The sequence below is a fragment of the Caulobacter sp. P4_E5 genome (assembly GCF_056401555.1).
The window spans coordinates 1-17,944 of the sequence record NZ_JBFUJD010000047.1 but is presented as its reverse complement, the minus strand read 5'-3'; the positions used below and the strand labels follow the sequence as shown (position 1 = coordinate 17,944).

Here is a 17,944-nt window from a genome sequence, read left to right as displayed (position 1 = left end):
TAAGCGTATGGGGGCTGACAGCCAAGCCGCGCCCGGCCAAGTGAAGGCGGGGAAGGGGCGCGACGCGCTGGTGATCGGAGCATCTTCGCTCGGCACCGTGTTCGAGTGGTACGACTTCTATCTCTACGGCTCGCTGGCGGTGATCATCACCGGCCACTTCTTTTCGGGCGTCAACGAGACGACCGGCTTCATCCTGGCCCTGCTGGCCTTCGCCGCCGGCTTCGCGATCCGCCCGCTAGGCGCGGTGATCTTCGGACGCCTGGGCGACATCTGGGGCCGCAAGAACACCTTCCTGATCACCATGCTGCTGATGGGCCTGTCGACCTTCGTCGTCGGCCTGCTGCCCTCGTACGAACAGATCGGCGTGGCCGCCCCGATCGCCCTGATCGTCATGCGCCTGGTCCAGGGCCTGGCCCTGGGCGGCGAGTACGGCGGCGCGGCGACCTATGTCGCCGAGCACGCGCCGGACGGAAAGCGCGGCTTCTACACCAGCTGGATCCAGACCACGGCGACCGTGGGTCTGTTCCTGTCGCTGCTGGTGATCCTGGTCACCCGGACGCAACTGGGCGAGGACGCCTTCAAGGCCTGGGGCTGGCGCATCCCGTTCCTGGTCTCGCTGCTGCTGCTGGGCGTGTCGCTGTGGATCCGCCTGAAGCTGCACGAGAGCCCGACCTTCCAGCGCATGATCGCCGAAGGCAAAGGCACCAAGAAGCCGCTGGCCGAGGCCTTCGGCAATTGGAAGAACCTCAAGGTCGTGTTCCTGGCGCTGTTCGGCCTGACCATGGGCCAGGCGGTGGTCTGGTACACCGGCCAATTCTACGCCCAGTTCTTCCTCGAGAAGACGCTGAAGCTGGACGGCGCCCACGCCAACATGCTGATCGCCACCAGCCTGCTGATCGGCACGCCGTTCTTCGTGTTCTTCGGCTGGCTGTCGGACAAGATCGGCCGCAAGTGGATCATCATCATCGGCTGCGTGCTGGCGGCGGCGACCTACTTCCCGATCTTCAAGGCCATCACCGTGGCCGCCAATCCCGTGCTGGCGCGGGCCGAGGCCTCGGCTCCGGTCGTGGTGTCGGCCGACCCGGCCTCGTGCGCCTTCCAGTTCGATCCGGTCGGCAAGGCCAAGTTCAACACGCCCTGCGACGTGGCCAAGGCTTATCTGGCCAAGGCCGGGGTCAGCTACAGCGCTCACGCCGCCCCGGCCGGCGCGGCGACCAGCGTCAAGGTCGGCGGCGTCACCCTCGACGGCTTCGATTCCAAAGGCGCCACGGGCAAAGCTTTCGCTGACGCTCGCAAGGCCTGGGAAGCCGATCTCGGCGACCAGCTGAAGGCCGCCGGTTACCCGGCCAAGGCTGACCCGGCCCTGGTCGACAAGCCCAAGGTCATCGGTCTGCTGGCCCTGCTGGTGATCTATGTGACCATGGTCTACGGCCCGATCGCGGCCATGCTGGTCGAGATGTTCCCGACCCGGATCCGCTACACGGCCATGTCGCTGCCCTACCACATCGGCAACGGCTGGTTCGGCGGCTTCCTGCCGACCACGGCCTTCGCCATCGTTGCGGCCACCGGCGATATCTATTCTGGCCTCTGGTACCCGGTGATCATCGCGGCGGTGACCGCCGTTATCGGTGGTCTGTTCCTGAAGGATACGCGGCACAATCCGATCGAGGATTAGACCTTTAAAGCTGTCATCCCGGCCAAGCGCGCAGCGCGCCGAGCCGGGACCGCCGCAAGCGCTGAGTTTCTTGCGGTCCCGGCTCTCCGCTTCGCTACGGCCGGGATGACAGATCAGGTGTGACCAAGCGATAGGCGCCCGGCCCTGTTCGAGGCCAAGGTTCCCGCCGCCGGGTTGCCATCTTCCCGCCAATGAGCTTGGCTGCGCTCCGAGGGGAGCGTTGATGGCTCAGGACGACGAAGACAGGCGCGCCTGGTTCCGACGGGAAATCCTGCCGTTGGAGCCGGACCTGACGGCCTATGCCCGACAGTTCTGCCGCGACGGCCAGACCGATCCCGAGGACCTGGTCCACGAGACCTTCGCGCGCGCCATCGCCTGCAAGACCTGGCGCGAAGTGAGCAATCCGGCCGCCTTCGCCACCCGCATCCTGCGCAACTGCGCCCTGGACGCCCTGCGCCGCCGCAAGGTTCTGACCATCACCGCCGTCGCCGATTTCGAACGGATCGAGCCGATGGACGAGGCGCCCGGCGCCCAAATGGTGCTCGAATCACGTGAGGAGCTGCGGGCCCTGGCCGACGCGATCGCCGAGCTGCCCGCCCAGTGCCGCCGCGCCTTCACGTTGAGAAAAGTTTACAGCCTCTCGCCGGAGGAGATAGCGGTTCGGATGGGCCTATCCGTCTCTACTGTTGAGAAGCATCTGGTGAAGGGTCTTCGCTACTGTTCCGACAAGCTCGGACGGCGTATCGGACGCAAGAACAAGGTCGACGAAGGACGCTCATGGAGCGCGAAACGGGATCACGACGCGAAACGGTGAGACAGGCGGCCGCCCTCTGGGTGGTCCGGCTTGACGATCCTTCGTGCTCGGACGCCGATCGCGCCGCCTTCCAGGCCTGGCGCGACGAAAGCCATGAACACGAAGCCGCCTTCGAGCGCGAGGCCGTCGCCTGGGCGCGGCTGGACCGGCTGCGCGCGCTGCGTCCGCCCGGCGAGCGTCCGGACCGCGATCTGCTGGAGCCGGCGCGTCGCGCCTCATTGCCTGGCCTGAGCCGGTCGCCGTGGGCGCGGGGCATGGCCGCCGCGGCCGTGGCCGCCCTGGTCGTGACCGGGGTGATGTCGTTCGGGACCTCGACCGCCTACGCCACCGCGATCGGCGAGCGCCGGGTGGTGGTGCTCAGCGACAACAGCCGTATCGAGCTGAACACCGACAGCAAGGTCGTGGTCCGCTATCGCAACGGCGTCCGCGAGGTGCGGCTGGTGCGGGGCGAAGCCGTGTTCGAGGCCGCCAAGGACGCGCGGCCATTCGTGATCAAGGCCGCCGACGCGGTGATGCAGGCCGACGGTTCCGCCGAACTGGCCGTGCGCCTGCGCTCGGACGGGGCGGTGGTCACGGTCCGCAAGGGCGCGGTCGACCTGGATCCCGAACCGACCGAGCGCAAGGACGAGCTGCGCCTGAACGCCGGCGTGGCGGCGATCTACGGCTCGGCCGGCAGCCGTTCGCGGGCCGTGTCCGAGAGCGAAATCGACCGGGCGCTGGCCTGGCGTCAGGGCGCCATCGCCCTGAACGGCCAGTCGCTGGAACAGGCGGTCGCCGAGTTCAACCGCTACAATCGCCAGCAGGTCAGCATCACCGACCCGTCGATCTCGGGCCTGCGTCTGGCCGGCTATTTCCAGACCACCGAGCCCAAGGGCTTCGTCGCCGCCGTGACCAGCGCCTTCCCGGTGCGGGCCACGGAAGGCGCCGACGGTACGATCCGCCTGTCACGGCGGGGGTAGCGTTAGAAGCCTTAGAAGTTGTCATCCCGGCCGCAGCGAAGCGGAGAGCCGGGACCGCCGGAAACGCCGGCGCTTGTTGCGGTCCCGGCTCGGCGCGCTACGCGCTTGGCCGGGATGACAGTTTCTTGTGTCCGAAAAAGTTCCATCCGCCATGGCGGAAAACGGACATTGCAGCGTCGGTCTGATGAAGGCGTCTTCCCATGGGGATGGAGGGCGCCGAGAGGGGCTACGAAGAGCATGTCGATCGACACCCGGCGCCGCACGGTTCGCGGTTTCCTGATGGCGTCCGCCGCGGTCCTGGTCCTGGCCGGTCCGGCCCTGGCGCAGGGGGCTCGACACACGTTCAACATTCCGGCCGGCGACGCGGTGACCGCGCTGCAGACCTTCGCCAAGCAGTCGGGCAAGCAGGTGCTGTTCCCGTTCGAGGCCGCCTCGGGCAAACGCACGCCGGCGGTGACCGGCGACGTCGCCGACGCCGACGCCCTGGCGCGGCTGGCCAAGGCCGCCGGCCTGGTGGTCGCGGCCGACGACGGCAAGACCGTCACGCTACGTCCGGCCTCGGCCGAAGTCTCCGCGTCTCCGCCCCCCCAGTCCTTGAGCGCGGGGGCCGGCGCGACTGAAGAAGAGGCCCAGGTCGTCGAAACCGTCGTGGTCGTCGGTTCGCAGATCGAGGGCGCGCGGACCACCGAAGCCCTGCCGGTGACGGTGGTCGGCGAGAACGACATCATCGCCACGGGCGCGGTGTCGGGCGACGAGCTGTTCCGTTCGATCCCGCAGGCCGGCGACGTCCAGTTCCAGGAAGCTCGCACGACCGGCAACCTGAACGACGCGCGCGGGGATGTCTCGTCGCTAAACCTGCGCAGCCTGGGCACCGGCAACACCCTGGCCCTGCTGAACGGCCGCCGCGCCGTGCTGGCCCCGGGCAGCCAGACCGAGAACCTGGTGCCGGTCCAGACGGTCAACACCAACTCGTTCCCGGTCGCCGGCATCAAGCGGGTGGAAGTCCTGCGCGACGGCGCCGCCGCCATCTACGGCACGGACGCCGTGGCCGGCGTGGTCAACACCGTGCTCGACACCCGCTTCCGCGGTCTGAAGATGGAAGCGCAATACGGCGGCTCGGAAGGGACCAGCTATCGCGAAGGCTCGTTCAGCCTGAAGGCCGGCACGCGGCTGGAGGACGGCACGCGCCTGACCTTCTTCGGCAACTACACCAGCCGCAGCCGCCTGATGGCCAGCGAGCGCGACTACGCCGCCAGCGAGGACCACCGCGCCCAGGTGGCCGGCACGCCTTGGGTCGACAACACCACCTTCGACAGCCGCTCGACCGCCAGCCCCTGGGGCTCGTTCACGGTGATCCCGCCGACCACGACGGTGCGCCAGGGCGCGACGGCCCTGACCACCTCGGGCGTCTTCCATGTCGAGCCGGTCGGCAACACCGCCGCCGGCTGCTCCAGCACCGTGCTGACGGGCAGCCTCTGCCTGAAGTCGGGCACGATCACCGGCGCGGCCGACCGCGCCTTGCGCTACGACGAGAACCCGGACCGCACCCTGAAGGGCGGCGTCGAACGCACCAACCTGTTCTCGACCGTCGAGCACGAGATCGGCAAGCTGACGGCCTATGGCGAGGCGGGCTACTACCACGCCCTGTTCACCGGCAGCCGCGAGCAGTCGGCCCCGCTCAGCACCGCGCCGATCAGCATCGCCGCCAACGCCTATTGGAACCCCTTCGGCCCGACCACCAGCCCCAACCGGCTGGCGGGCCTGACCGGCGTGCCGACCACGGGCCTGGCGATGAACATCACCACCTACCGCCCGGTCGACACCGGCCCGCGCACCTACACCGTCACCGACGACAGCTATCGCCTGCTGGGCGGGCTGAAGGGCGCGTGGCACGGCTGGAAGTGGGACTCGGCCATGCTGTACTCGGCCGCCCGCACCAAGGACATGACGCACGACGCGATCAGCAACACCCTGTTCCAGCAGGCGCTGAACCGCACCGACGCCACGGCCTACAACCCGTTCAACGGCGGGTCGCTGGGCAACTATTCGGTCGGCGACGCCACGCCCAACGACCGCGCCACGATCAATGCGTTCCTGATCAACGTCTATCGGATCAGCAAGACCTCGCTGGCCCTGGCCGACTTCAAGATCTCCAAGAAGGACCTGTTCACCCTGCCGGGCGGCGATGTCGGCTTCGCGGCCGGCGTCGAGTGGCGCCGCGAGACCTACAAGGACGATCGCGACGACCGCCTGGACGGCAAGATCAAGTACACCAACAGCGTCACCGGCGTGACCTACGGCACCGACGTGATGGGCGCCTCGGGCGCGCCGAACATCTCGGGCCGCCGCTCGGTGACCTCGGCCTTCTTCGAACTGGCCGTGCCGATCATCTCGCCCGAGATGCACATCCCGTTCGTCGAGGAGATCAGCCTGCAGATCGCCGCCCGCGACGAGGACTATTCCGACTTCGGCAATGTGCTGAAGCCCAAGGGCGCGATCTACTGGAAGGTCGGCCAGGGCCTGGCCATCCGCGGCTCGGTCTCGCAGAGCTTCCGCGCGCCGAACCTGCCGCAGTTCTACAGCGACGGCTCGACGGTCTCGAACACCCGCACCGACTACGCCGCCTGCCGGATCAACAACCCGGCGGCGACCACCTGCCCCAGCGGCAGCACGATCGAGGTGCGCAGCGGCAACAAGAACCTGCGGCCGGAAGAGGCCGACAACGCCACCGTCGGCGTCGTCTATCAGCCGACCTTCATCCCCCGCCAGTTCGGCGGCCTGACCCTGACGGCGGACTTCTGGTCGATCCGCGAGAAGAACATCATCGGCATCCTGGGCGGTTACAACCAGATCGCCTACGACTGGCTGCTGCGCCAGGGCGGCTCGTCCAACCCAAATGTCGTCCGCGACGCGCCGGTCGGCGCGGCCACCGTCGGCAACATCGCCTATATCCAGGACACCTATCAGAACCTGCAGCCGCGCATGGTCCAGGGCGTCGACTTCTCGCTGGACTACGACCTGGACGACACCGCCTGGGGCGACTTCGGCCTCAGCGTCAATGTCGCCAAGCTGCTCAAGTACGACCAGTCGCCCAGCCCGATCGAGAGCCTGCTGCAGCAGGCGGTCGCCGCCGGTTCGCTGCCGGGCGTGTCGATCGCCAGCGCCGGCAACCAGATCAAGATGGACGGCTTCCCCGAGTTCCGCGGCACGGCCAGCTTCACCTGGCGCTACAACGGCTGGGGCGCCGGCGCCTTCGTCAACTATGTCGGCGAGGTCTACGACACCGGTCCGTCCCAGGTGAACGGCCAGTACTTCCCGGTCAAGGACTGGACCACGGTCAGCCTCTACGGCCAGTACGCGTTCAAGGACGGCAGGTTCGACGGCTCCACCGTCCGGGTCGGCGTCCGCAACGTCGGCGACAAGGACCCGCCGATCGCCTCGTCCAACTTCGGCTATCTGGGCGCCCTGCACAACGCCACGGGCCGCTACTGGTACATGAACCTGAGCAAGAGGTTCTAGACCCTCCCTTCTCGCGCCCCGATCCGGGGCCGAGGTGATCGCGCCGCGGGGGACAATCCTCCCACCGAACGTCCCCTAAACGCGCGATCCATCGCCGCCGGAGCTGCCCCTCCGGCGGCGATATTCGTTTTGGGGATGGGGAAAGCGCCCCCTCCGTCTCGTCGCCTATTGGCGCCGATCCACCTCCCCCGCTGCGCAGGGGAGGAGGGTTTCCTCCTCACCCGTGAAACGGGGGAGGTGGCGCGATGCGAAGCATCGTGACGGAGGGGGCGTCGTCTCGAGCTATTTCCCGCTCACCGCCGGCCCGTACAGCATCCCGTTGAACAGGAACTTGAACGTGCCCCACGACTGGGCGCGCTGGGTGATCTCCGGGCCGAAGGCGAAGACCTTGCCCTTGCCGACGTCGATGTCGAGCATGGCCGTCGAGCCCTTCAGCCTGTCCTGGCCGACGGCCCAGCCGCTGCGCAGGGGCTTGTCGCTGTCGAACCACGAGACCCGCGCCACGCCCTTGGCCTCGGCCTTCAGCGTGAAGGTCGGGCTGCGGTCGAAGAAGACGTCGACCTGATCGCTCGCGCCATAGGCCAGCGGCTGTTTGGGATCGACCTTGGCCCGCAGCACCGAGCCGGGGATATAGAGCTCGCGCGTCGTCAGGGCCTTCAGCTCGCCGTTCTCGAGCTTGGCGGTGGCGACCTCGACCGGCGCGCCCAGCGCCGTGGCCAAGCGGGTCGAGGCGCCGATCGCCACCACGGTGCCGCCGCCCTTCACGAAGTCGGCGATCTGGGGCAGCGTTTTCTCGTCGCTCACCCGGCCCAGCCAGGCGCGGTACTCGGCCGGGATCTCCTCGGGCTTGGGCTGGGTCGATGGGCGGCCGGCCTTGAATGGGCCGTCGGCCGGAGCCGGGACCACGCCATCCGGGAACACCAGGACGTCGAAGTCCTTGGCGATGTCGCCGGCGTCCAGGCGCTGGGGATAGACCACCTGGAACGGGGCCTCGAACCTCTCGAGCATCCAGCGGTTCCAGCCCGAGGGCATCGAGCCGCCATAGACGTCGACCAGGCCGATGCGGACCGGCTTCAGCGCGATGGTCGCGCCCGACGGCTTGCCGCCCACGGCATAGGCGTCGACGCCCAGGTCCCTGACGCTCTTGTCGATCACCGCCTTGGCGGCGGGCGAGGCAGGGACCCAGATGGCGCCGGGGCCGAAGGCGACCCTGTCGCCATGGGGGCCGGCCTTGGCGCCGTCCTTGAGCCAATAGACCTTGGCGCCGGCCTTCAGCAGGCGGTTGGTCAGGGTGAAGCTGGCGTTGGTCTCGTGGCTGACCAGCCAGCCCGCGCTCCCAGCGCCCTTCACCGAACCCGGCGTCACGGCGATCAGGTCGGGGACGCGGGTGGTCGGGGCCTCGAAGCCATCGAGAATTCGGTCGAACTTGATCCCCATCTGGTAGGCCAGGGTGTAGCCAGTGACGTCGTACGGCGCTTTCGGTGGGCCGCCTGGATATTCCAGGTCGTGCGGGTGGTCCTGGGGTTCGAACATGTCCAGCACGTGCGGACGATAGGCCTGGGCGGTGCGCACCACGTAGGAGCCGGCGGGATAGGTCTTGCCGCCGATCGCGAAGGGCTTGGTCGCCTTGTCGACGTCGACGCCGGTCTTGATCAGGGCGTTCAGGAAGGCCGTCACGGTCGGCATGTCGGCCTGGTCGGACGGGATGACATAGGCGCGGGCGTCGCGTTCCTCCGGCGTCTGCAGCACCGACTTGTAGAGCCCGGGGTCGACGGCGTCGCGGCCCGGGCCGGGCTTGCCCTTGCCGGCGGCGGCCAGTTCCTCGACCCGGGTCGGGGTGATCGTCCAGCTGTCGCGCGAGCCGCGCTTGATGCCGTTGTCGCCCATCTTCCAGATGTTGAAGAGCAGGCGCTCGCGGTTGCGGGACGCGTAGTCCAGCACCGCCAGGTTCATGGTCTGCTGATAGTCCAGTGAGTCCTGCAAATGCCATTCGCGCGGCGCGATCGGGGCGGGGCGGTCGTTGCCGGGCAGCTGCAGCTCCGGCACCAGATTGACCGTGGTCGGGGTCGGGCCGCCGATGATCTCGGTCAAGAGGCCGATCGAATTGTGGAAGTAGGCGACCGACCGCTCCATGCCGTTGTGCCAGGTGGAGTAGGGGGCGGCGCTGCGCGCGCCCGAGCCTTGCTTGTCCTCGGCCACCAGGCGGCTGTGCATGGCCATGCCGACCTCCTGCAGCTCGGTCATGACCAGCGGGTCGTAGTTGAAGTTGAACGGGTCGCGGAACGGCGGGACGAACACCACCATGCCGTTGGGGCCGGTCTGGTGCTGGTTGTAGACGATCTGCGGGTACCACTCGCGGAACAGCTGCTTGTTGACGTTGGTCGTCTCGGCCATGGCCGACATGAAGCTGTCGCGGTTGTTATCGTGGCCGATATACTTGTGGTACAGGCGCGGCAGCGAGCCGAACTCGCGCGTCTTCGGATCCTGGTTGCGCATGTACCAGTCCGAGATCATCTCCATCCCGTCCGGATTGTCCTGCGCGAACAGGATGATGCAGTCGTCCAGCAGGCGCAGGGTCTCGGCGTCGGTCTGGGTCAGCATCCGGTACAGCACCTGGATCTGGCCTTGCGAAGTGATGGTCTCGTTGGCGTGCAGGCCAGCGTCGATCCAGACCACGGCCTTGCCTTGGGCGGCCAGCTTGCGGGCCTCGTCCTGTGAGACGCCCTCGGCCTTGGCCAGCTTGCGGGCGATGGCCTTGTAGTCGTCGAGCTTGGCGAGGTTGGCCGGCGAGGAGACGACCGCCATCCACATGGTGCGGCCTTCCTCGGTCTTGCCGATGTCGACCAGCTTCATCCGGTCCGACTGGCCGGCCAGGGTCTTCAGATAGGCCTCGTAGGCGGTGTAGTCGGCCAGGAAGTAGTCGCTGCCGATTGGCTGGGCGAAGGCCTTGTCGGGCGCGGTGATGTCAGCGGCGATCGCGCCGCTCATCCCGCCGAAAGCCAGCACCACGCCGAGGGCCGCCCCGGCCATCGCTGAACCACGCGTCATCGTTCTACCCCGTAAGCCCTCGGCGACTCCTTCAGGATGATGGCCGCCTCTCTGAACCGACGAAGCTGGAGCGGATTTCCGCCGTCGGAGCAACGGCGAGGCCAGCCCATTTTTTGGGGCGAAAGGTTTTGGCAAAAGGAAAGGGGCCGTCCTCGCGGACGGCCCCTCCATCTCATCGGGTCATACTCACGCGACCCGTACGCGAGATAGCGCTTCGGCGTGGCCGCATCATGGCCGCCGAAACCGGCGACCACTTTTGGCGACACGCTTGGCCTAGTACTTCATGCGGACGCCCACCCGGAAGTAGCGGCCCACGATGCCCGACTGCGAATAGGTCGGGTTCCAGTTGACGGCGGCGTAGTTGGCCGGGTTGAACATCGGGCCGGTGTCGAACAGGTTCATCACGTCGGCATAGACCGTCGCGTGCTCGGTCACGTCGTAGGCGCCCGTCAGGTCGACGGTCGTGAACGACTTGATGCGGCAGTTGAACTCGGCGCTGCCGTAGAGGCAGCCCTCCTGATAGCTGTCGTCGCCTTGGCGCATGCCGCTGGTGTAGTTCATCGTGCCCGTCACGTGGATCGGGCCGCGCTCGAACGTGTTGGTCCACTGCAGGCGGTTCTTGGGAGTGCCGGCGCCCGACGACAGCACGTAGGGCCCTTCGGTGCCCACATAGTCATACGTCGTACCGTCCTGGGTGTACTTGTAGTTGAAGATGGTCGTGGCATCGAGGTTGCTCGTCCACTTCACGTCGGCCGGCAGGTAGAAGGTGGCCTGGACGTTCAGGTCGAGGCCGCTGGTCATCAGCGAGTCGGCGTTGATGTAGGGCGAGGCGACTGAGAGCACGCGCGGCAGGGCCGTGGGGTGTTCCGGGTCGATCGCGTCGGCGACCACCGTATAGCCGGCCGGGATGGCCTGGCCGGCGTAGTAGGCGGCGAGAGCCGTACCCGCGCTGGCCTGGGCGATCACGTCGTTCTTCTTGATGTGATAGTAGTCCAGCGACACGCTGAAGGCGCGCGTCGGGGCCCAGACTGCGCCCAAGGTGTAGCTGGTCGACTTCTCCGGCTTCAGGTCCGGATTGGCCGTGGTGATCGACGAGAGCGAATAGGCCTTGGTGTACTCGTTGTTGCCGTGGGCGTCACGGAACGCGGCGTACTGGTCGCCCTTGAACGAGAACGTCGTGAAGCCCTGGCTGGCCGAGTTGCCCGCTTCCGAGAAGCTTGGCGCCCGGAAGCCCTTCGAGATCGTCCCGCGCAGGGCGAGCGACTTGATGGGCGTGAACTTGACGCCGAGCTTCGGCGAGAAGTTATCGCCGAAGTCCGAATAGTGGTCGTAGCGGCCCGACAGGTTCACTTCGATCTGGCTGGTGACCGGCAGGCCCAGTTCGGCGAAGGCCGAGGCGACCGTGCGGTTGCCTTCGGTGCGGGCGTTGCCCAGGCCCTGGGCGTCGTTGACCGGGTTCAGGGCCGGATCGTTGGTGGCTTCGTAGCGGAACTCGCCGCCGACGCCGAGCTGGGCGTCGCCGCCCGGCAGGCTGAACACGCTGCGCGAGGCCTGGAAGTTCACCGAGTCCATGTCGGTGGTCGAGGTCTTGGCCAGCACGGGCGACAGGGCGTCGCGGACGGCCTGGCTGTTCTGCGACGGGTCCACGAAGTTGTAGGCGCCCGTCTGGATGTCGCTCATCAGCTGCTTGTAGCTGAGGAAGCCGGTCTGGGCGCTTTCCAGGGTGTCGTGGGCGATCACCACGTTGGCCTGGTAGTCCCAGTCCATCGCCGAGCCCTTCACGCCGCCGACCAGACGCATCATGCGGTTGGTGTAGCGGGCCGAGGCCGGCAGGTCGCTAAAGCGGTACTTGATCAGGGCGTAGTCGCCGGTCGAGGCGAACGGGTTGTTCGGGTTCAGCCGGCGGTCGGCGGCGGTGGCGCAGCTGACGCCAGCCGAGCAGACATAGACCGGCAGGACCAGGTTCGACAGGTTGTTCGGCGTGCTCGACGAGATGGAGACGGGCGTGCCGTTCACCGACGTCTTGCTCTGGACGAAGCTGCCGCTGATGTAGGCTTCCAGATTGTCGTTCGGCCGGATCGTGAAGCGGCCATACGTGCCGATCCGCGACTGCTTGGGCTGGATGTCGCCGAAGTTGGCGATGTTCTGGGCGCAGTAGGTTCCCATCAGCACGCCGTCTTCGTCGAGCTGCGTGGTCAGGGGCGCGTCGGCGGCGCAGGTGCGCAACGGCTGCCAGACGTTGGTCGGGCTGTCGATCGCCAGGCCGGTGGCCAGGTTGCCCGGCGTGGTCAGGGTGGCGCGCTTGATGTTGCCGTAGAAGGTGCTGCCGCCCGTCTGCGGGTTGTCGTTCGAGCCGCCTGGGATCGAGGACAGGTCGTTGGTGTTGAACGGGAAGCCGCGCTGGTTGCCGCGGATGCGCTTGTCCAGCTGATATTCGACGTCGAAATAGGCATTGTACTTGTCGGTATCGAGGTCGCCATAGCCGAYGTCGCCGTTGAAGCGATACTGGTCGCCGCCGCCATGCTGGCTCTTGCCGTACGAGGCGTCGGCGCTCATGCCCTGGTAGTTCGACTTCATGATGATGTTGACGACGCCGCCGATGGCGTCGGCGCCGTACAGCGACGAGGCGCCGTCCTTCAGGGTCTCGATGCGCTCGACCGCGTTGAACGGGATTGAGTTCAGGTCGACGAACGCCTTCTGGCCGTCGTCGGCCAGCGGGTAGTTGGCGTTGCGCAGGCCGTCGATCATGACCAGGGTCGAGTTCACCGACAGGCCGCGCAGCGACACGCCGGTCGAGCCGGCGGCGAAGCCGTTGCCGAAGGCGGCGGGGATCGAGCCCGAATTGTCGGCCGACAGGCTGCGGATGGCGTCGGCCACCGTGGTGATGCCCTGGGCCTTCAGCTGCTCGTTGGTCTGGACGGTGACCGGCGAGGGCGTGGCGGTGTCGGTGCGGCGCAGCAGCGAGCCGGTGACCACGACGGCCTCGACTTCGTTCTCTTGAGCCGCAGGCTGAGCGGCCGGAGCGGCGGTGGTTTGAGCATTCGCGGCGAAGCCGGCCAGCGTGGCCACGCCCGCGATCATCGTGGTCGTGAGCAGACGACCCCGGCTAATCTTGTACTTCATGTTCGATCCTTCCGGGCCGCCCTCGTCGGCGCGAACGCCGGCGTCCTTACAGCCCGATGCGAGATGAGGTTTCCCGCCGCGATCCGGCGGTTATCGGCGGCTTAGAAGTCTCCAGCCGAAGTGGTCAATCGCACGGTTCGAAATGTAATCGAATTGTCGTGAAGCTGTCTCTTTAAGGCAACGCCTCGCGCCAAATGGGGCATGAATAAGTCAAAGTGGTATCGGTGGCGAAACATGACGGAAATTTAAGGCGGAGCTTGTGGAACATAACTGAAATCCCACCGTTCGCGGAACGACGGAGCTGTATCGCTGCTGGGCGTTAAAATTCGAATAGTTGGTTTTACTGAATAACGATGTTCGCGGGCGCGAAGGTGCGAGACTGAAAATCCCTCTCTCTTAGAGAGAGGGAATGCGCGCGCGCTAGAAACGTCCGCGCGACACTTCCGACGCCGCCAGCAGGACGGCGCCGGCGCCGTAGAGCTGGGTGTCCTCGGCTTCGACATGGTCGGGGGCGTAGCCGACCTGCTGCACCCAGCCGACCTTGCCGTCCGGGTTCACCGCCTTGGCCAAGGCCGACCAGCCCAGGCGAGCCGAGCGAGGGTACTTCGGGTCCTTCAGCAGCCCCTGGTTCACGCCCCAGGCTAGGCCGTAGACAAAGAAGCCGGCGCCGCTGGTCTCGGGCGGGCTATGCTCGGGCGCCAGAAGCGACACCGGCCAGTAGCCGTCGGGCTTTTGCAGCGAAACCAGCTTGGCCGACATCCGCTTGAACAGGGCGACATAGCGCGGCCGGTCGGGGTGGTTGGCCGGCAAGGTCTTCAGGATGTTGACGATCCCCGCATAGACCCAGCCATTGCCGCGGCTCCAGAAGATCTTGCGGCCCTGGTCGTCGCGGCGGTCGAAGAAGCGGCTGTCGCGGAAATAGAGGCCGTGCTCCTTGTCGAGCAGATAGTCGGTGGTCGCCCAGAACTCGCGGTCGCCATAGGCCGCGTAGCGCGGGTCGCCGGTGACGGCCGACAGGGCCGTCCAGGTCGGCGGGGCCATGAACAGGGCGTCGCTCCAGCACCAACGGGCCTGGCAGGGCTGGTCTTCCGTCCCGTCGATGAAGGCCAGGTCGGCTTTCGGCGGGTCGGCCAGGATCGCGTCGAAGCGGGCCTTCACGGGCGCGATCTGGGCCGGGTCGTGGTCGCGGGCGTTCAGCCAGATCCAGGTTTGGGCGATCACGTGGTCGTCGGCGTGCAGCGGCCGCTTGCCCAGGCCCCAGGCCTGCGCCACGCCGTGCGCGCGCATGGCCTGGACGTAGCCGGGATCACCGGTTCGTTCGGCGAAAGCGGTCAGGCCAACATAGAAGGCGCCTTGGATCCAGCCGCGCGGATTCTGTGTGCCCTCGCGGCGGGTCCGGACGTACGCGAATTGGCCGTCCATGTGCCGCAGCTGCCAGTCGGCGACGGCGCGGCCCAGGGTCAGGGCGGAGGCGGACACGTCGACCGTCGCGGCCGGCGGCGCGGACGAGGGCGGGGCGGCGAGCGCTCCCGTAGCGCTGAAAGCCAGGCAGGCCAGGGCGGTCGCGAGCTTCATGCGCATGGTGGTCTTCCCCTCGTGTTCGTCCCGGGCGYCTCTGCGGGCGCTTGGGTTCGGCGACGCCACGGTGGCGGCGACCGTCGAAGGTTGTCTTACCGATCTTGCCGATGACAGGCAAATTTTCGGAAAAGATAGATGACCAATTTGGTCAGGCCAATCCTTGCGCGGCGCCGAGACCACGCTAAGGTGCGCGTCTAAGCTCGCAGGAAGACCCGATGATCTCCGCTTCGATTCGCGCCCTGGCCTTGTCCGCTGGCCTGGCCACCGCCGTCGCCGGCGTCCTTGCCACCACCCCGGCCGCCGCGGGCCCCGTCTGCAGGGCCGACGATGGTTACGCCGCCGACTTCGACGGTCGCCGCACCTTCCGCTGGAAGCCGCAGTGGCTGCGATCGGCCAAGGCCAATGCGAAGGGGGCCGAGCTGTCGCCTGCCTACCAGGCGCTGACGGCGCGCGCCGACAAGGCGCTGGCCGGCCCCGTCTACAGCGTCGTCGACAAGAGCCGCACCCCGCCCAGCGGCGACAAGCACGACTACATCTCGATGGGACCCTACTGGTGGCCCGATCCCGCCCAGCCGAACGGCGAGCCCTATATCCGCAAGGACGGCGAGGTGAACCCCGAGCGCAACACCAACGCCTTCGACGCCGGGCGCATGGACACGATGGCCAGCGCGGTCGAGGCCCTGTCGCTGGCCTACTACTTCACCGACGATTCGAAATACGCGGCCAAGGCCGCCCAGCTGCTGCGCGTCTGGTTCCTGGATCCGACCACGCGGATGAACCCCGGTATGACCTTTGCGCAAGGCGTTCCCGGCCGCACGCCGGGCCGCGCCGAGGGCGTGCTGGACACCTTCCGCCTGCTGCGGGTGGTGGAGTCGATCGGTGTCCTGGCGCCATCCAAGGTGCTGACCTCCGCCGAGCAGAAGGGGCTGGAGGCCTGGTTCGGCGACTACGTCCAGTGGATGCAGACCGCCCCGACCGGCAAGGAGGAGCGCGCGGCCGAGAACAATCACGGTATCTGGTTCGACGACCAGCTGGCGACCTTCGCCCTGTTCGCCCGCAAGCCCGATCTGGCCAGGCGCGTGATCGCCGCCGCCGGTAAGGACCGGATCGATCCGCAGATCGAGGCCGACGGCAAGATGCCCCGCGAACTGGCGCGGACCCGGGGGCTGCACTACAGCTATTTCGCCCTCGAGCCGCTGGTCGGCATGGCCGAGCTGGGGCCCTGCGTCGGCGTCGATCTGTGGACCTACAAGGGGCCGAAGGGGCAGGGGATCCGCGCCGCCTACGACTACCTGGCCCAGTTCGTCGGCAACGAGAAGGCTTTCCCCTACAAGGATCTGAAGCCCGAGGACGCGACCCGCGAGGCGCTGGATCTCTATGACCTGGCCGCCTGGGCCTATGGCGACGCCGGTTTCGCCGCCAAGGCGGAGTTCATCGCCAGGCAGTCGCCAGCGGCCCAGAGCCGGCTGACGATCGCGGCCTATAGGAAGTAGTTTTGCAGATGCGATTTCCCCGGCGAAAGGGGGACGGTCCGCAGCGGCGAACCGCGCGACCTTGGCCGTGAATGTCCGCCATAGCCCTCGCCGCCATCGTGCTCTGCTGGCTATGAGGAATGAGTCCTGAGCCTAAGGGGCGTCACGAGCCCCCAGCATGGTGGACGCGGACACTTCCGGCGCAACAACGGCGAGGTCGTAGCCACGGATGAGCGCGCGCCATTCAGGCGTCAGGGCTTCCAGATCGGCGCCGCGCAAACGGCGCAGATCCACCAGGAACCAGTCGCCCGGCGGCGTGCCCGAAGGACGGGCCAGCGTCACCTCCTTGGACCAGTCGCTGTCCTTGCCCGTGGTCGCATCGAAGTCGTGCACGGCCACTTGGCGGCCGACCCCGTTGTATCCGGCTTGCACGCCTCTCGCGCCGGTCACGATGATATGGAGGGACTTCACGCCCTCTCCGTCGGCGCGTTCGGCGACGAAATTGCCCAGGTCGCGCTGGCCGAGTGGATTGTAGCCCTTGTAGAGATGGTAGCCGCCGAACTTCATCAGTAGGCGTGCCTGCGGCGCCTCGGCAAAATGCGCCACCAGCGTCCGCTTCATCAGCCGCGCCCTGCGCCCGTTCGGATCGCCGCTGCGGGACTGCGAGGCCTGATAGATGGCGCGTGTTTCGCGCAAGGCGGCGAACAGCGCCTTGGCCCGGTCGCCGCCGTCCCGGTCGATGGCTTTCCCCGCCTGATCCAGCGTTGCATCGGTGGCCTTGAGCAGGAACAGGTCCATGGGTGAACCGGAGGTGAGCGCGGCCTGCGTCGCCGTCCGCTCCTGGTCGGCCAGCGCTTCGATCTGGGCGCGGGCGAGCGGTCCTGGACCGGCCGCCAGCATCTGTTCGAGCAAATAGCCGCTCGCGCCCAAGAACTCCTGGTCCAGCCCCCACAGCTTGAAGTCCGGCCCGGCGGCGCCCGCGCAATCGGCCGCCGTCTGGCCCTCGTCGCGGCCGTTGAGGAAGGCCATGGCGTCGGGATGCGAGCGCATGAAGTCGGAAATCAGCTGTTCCCGGTTCGGCGCTCTCAGCCGCGCGTTGACCGCTCCGGCGGCCTCCGGCCCGATCTCGACGACCATGGCCGTCAGGCCGCCGAGCGCCATCAATCGACAGACGTTCGTGGTGAAGGCGGGGATCTCGCGCGAATGATGGCTCTCGCCGATGAGGACGTACCGGCTGGCGTCTATAGCCTCCGATAGTATCGCGGCTCCCGGACCCGAGAAGCCCTCCGGCCGAACTGTCAGCGGCGCCCCTGCCTGCGCCAGCCGGTCCGCGAACGAGAGCGACGCAACGGGCTCGGCGTGGGCGGAAGCCGCGCACAGGCTTGCGAGCGCCAAGGCCGCCGCCATCGATTTCAGCTTCATATCAGTCACCCCTGCTATGAAGCGTCCTTGCGGCGATCTTTGAAAACCACAAGTTAAATCGTGATCACAAGTCTCCTCGCGGCCTGAAATCTGGCATTCGCCCAATGAATGCAAGGGGCGGAAGCGGTCTTCGCCTGGTGGGTTGAACGCGGTCCTTGAGTGACCTGATCAGCCCTGCGATCGTTTTGCCGTGAGATGTAAGGAGGGCTCCTTCTCCGGGGGAGAAGGATTCCCACCCAAGCAAGGACGCTCACCGGAACCCCTCTCTCATGGAGAGAGGGAGGGGCCCGCCGCGTAGCGGTGGGAGGGTGAGTGGGTAGGCGAAGCCCCTGGA

9 protein-coding genes and 1 pseudogene are annotated in these 17,944 nt (G+C 67.3%); 6 read left to right on the top strand and 4 right to left on the bottom strand.

The features are described 5' to 3' along the window. The first annotated feature begins 7 nt into the window (after nt 1–7). From AC1DSO_RS15130 to AC1DSO_RS15110, 5 genes and pseudogenes are all read left to right on the top strand, one after another. Entirely contained in the window at nt 8–1,675 is a 1,668-nt protein-coding gene (locus tag AC1DSO_RS15130; RefSeq protein ID WP_477069602.1) for an MFS transporter, read from the top strand. Between the two features lie 220 nt (nt 1,676–1,895). Continuing rightward, nucleotides 1,896–2,489 carry an RNA polymerase sigma factor gene (locus tag AC1DSO_RS15125; protein WP_477069601.1) on the top strand — a complete coding sequence of 198 codons (594 nt, stop codon included), beginning with the start codon at nt 1,896–1,898 and terminating at the stop codon, nt 2,487–2,489. After that, a complete protein-coding gene (locus AC1DSO_RS15120) occupies nt 2,453–3,448 on the top strand; it encodes a FecR family protein (RefSeq protein WP_477069600.1) in 996 nt (331 codons plus the stop codon). The genes AC1DSO_RS15125 and AC1DSO_RS15120 overlap by 37 nt, the downstream gene beginning before the upstream one ends. Nucleotides 3,449–3,685: 237 nt before the next feature. Further along, nucleotides 3,686–6,967: a TonB-dependent receptor domain-containing protein gene (locus AC1DSO_RS15115; RefSeq protein WP_477069599.1), complete on the top strand. Its 3,282-nt coding sequence runs from the start codon at nt 3,686–3,688 to the stop codon at nt 6,965–6,967. 140 nt (nt 6,968–7,107) lie between these two features. Continuing rightward, nucleotides 7,108–7,238, top strand: a pseudogene (locus tag AC1DSO_RS15110) (hypothetical protein); the annotation flags it as partial. 11 nt (nt 7,239–7,249) lie between these two features. On the opposite strand, the gene AC1DSO_RS15105 reads toward AC1DSO_RS15110, so the two are convergent. From AC1DSO_RS15105 to AC1DSO_RS15095, 3 genes are all read right to left on the bottom strand, one after another. Beyond that, nucleotides 7,250–10,108 carry a M14 family metallopeptidase gene (locus tag AC1DSO_RS15105; protein WP_477069598.1) on the bottom strand — a complete coding sequence of 953 codons (2,859 nt, stop codon included), beginning with the start codon at nt 10,106–10,108 and terminating at the stop codon, nt 7,250–7,252. A gap of 180 nt (nt 10,109–10,288) precedes the next feature. Next, complete coding sequence (locus AC1DSO_RS15100; protein WP_477069597.1) at nt 10,289–13,138, bottom strand: TonB-dependent receptor; 2,850 nt, start codon at nt 13,136–13,138, stop codon at nt 10,289–10,291. A gap of 420 nt (nt 13,139–13,558) precedes the next feature. Then, on the bottom strand, nt 13,559–14,719 hold the full coding sequence (locus AC1DSO_RS15095; protein WP_477069596.1) for a glycoside hydrolase family 88/105 protein: 1,161 nt from the start codon (nt 14,717–14,719) through the stop codon (nt 13,559–13,561). Between the two features lie 212 nt (nt 14,720–14,931). Here AC1DSO_RS15095 and AC1DSO_RS15090 point away from each other — a divergent pair, with 212 nt between their 5' ends. Continuing rightward, on the top strand, nt 14,932–16,209 hold the full coding sequence (locus AC1DSO_RS15090; protein ID WP_477069595.1) for an alginate lyase family protein: 1,278 nt from the start codon (nt 14,932–14,934) through the stop codon (nt 16,207–16,209). Nucleotides 16,210–16,341: 132 nt separating this feature from the next. Here the strand turns inward: AC1DSO_RS15090 and AC1DSO_RS15085 are convergent, their stop codons facing one another. Beyond that, on the bottom strand, nt 16,342–17,610 hold the full coding sequence (locus AC1DSO_RS15085; RefSeq protein ID WP_477069594.1) for a hypothetical protein: 1,269 nt from the start codon (nt 17,608–17,610) through the stop codon (nt 16,342–16,344). Nucleotides 17,611–17,944: the final 334 nt, after the last annotated feature.

What these genes read in the sequence shown, in the direction of transcription:
- AC1DSO_RS15130 (WP_477069602.1), top strand. Translation starts at nt 8, where the DNA reads ATGGGGGCTGACAGCCAAGCCGCGCCCGGCCAAGTGAAGGCGGGGAAG.
- AC1DSO_RS15120 (WP_477069600.1), top strand. Translation starts at nt 2,453, where the DNA reads ATGGAGCGCGAAACGGGATCACGACGCGAAACGGTGAGACAGGCGGCC.
- AC1DSO_RS15115 (WP_477069599.1), top strand. Translation starts at nt 3,686, where the DNA reads ATGTCGATCGACACCCGGCGCCGCACGGTTCGCGGTTTCCTGATGGCG.
- AC1DSO_RS15095 (WP_477069596.1), bottom strand. Translation starts at nt 14,719, where the DNA reads ATGCGCATGAAGCTCGCGACCGCCCTGGCCTGCCTGGCTTTCAGCGCT.
- AC1DSO_RS15090 (WP_477069595.1), top strand. Translation starts at nt 14,932, where the DNA reads ATGATCTCCGCTTCGATTCGCGCCCTGGCCTTGTCCGCTGGCCTGGCC.
- AC1DSO_RS15085 (WP_477069594.1), bottom strand. Translation starts at nt 17,610, where the DNA reads ATGAAGCTGAAATCGATGGCGGCGGCCTTGGCGCTCGCAAGCCTGTGC.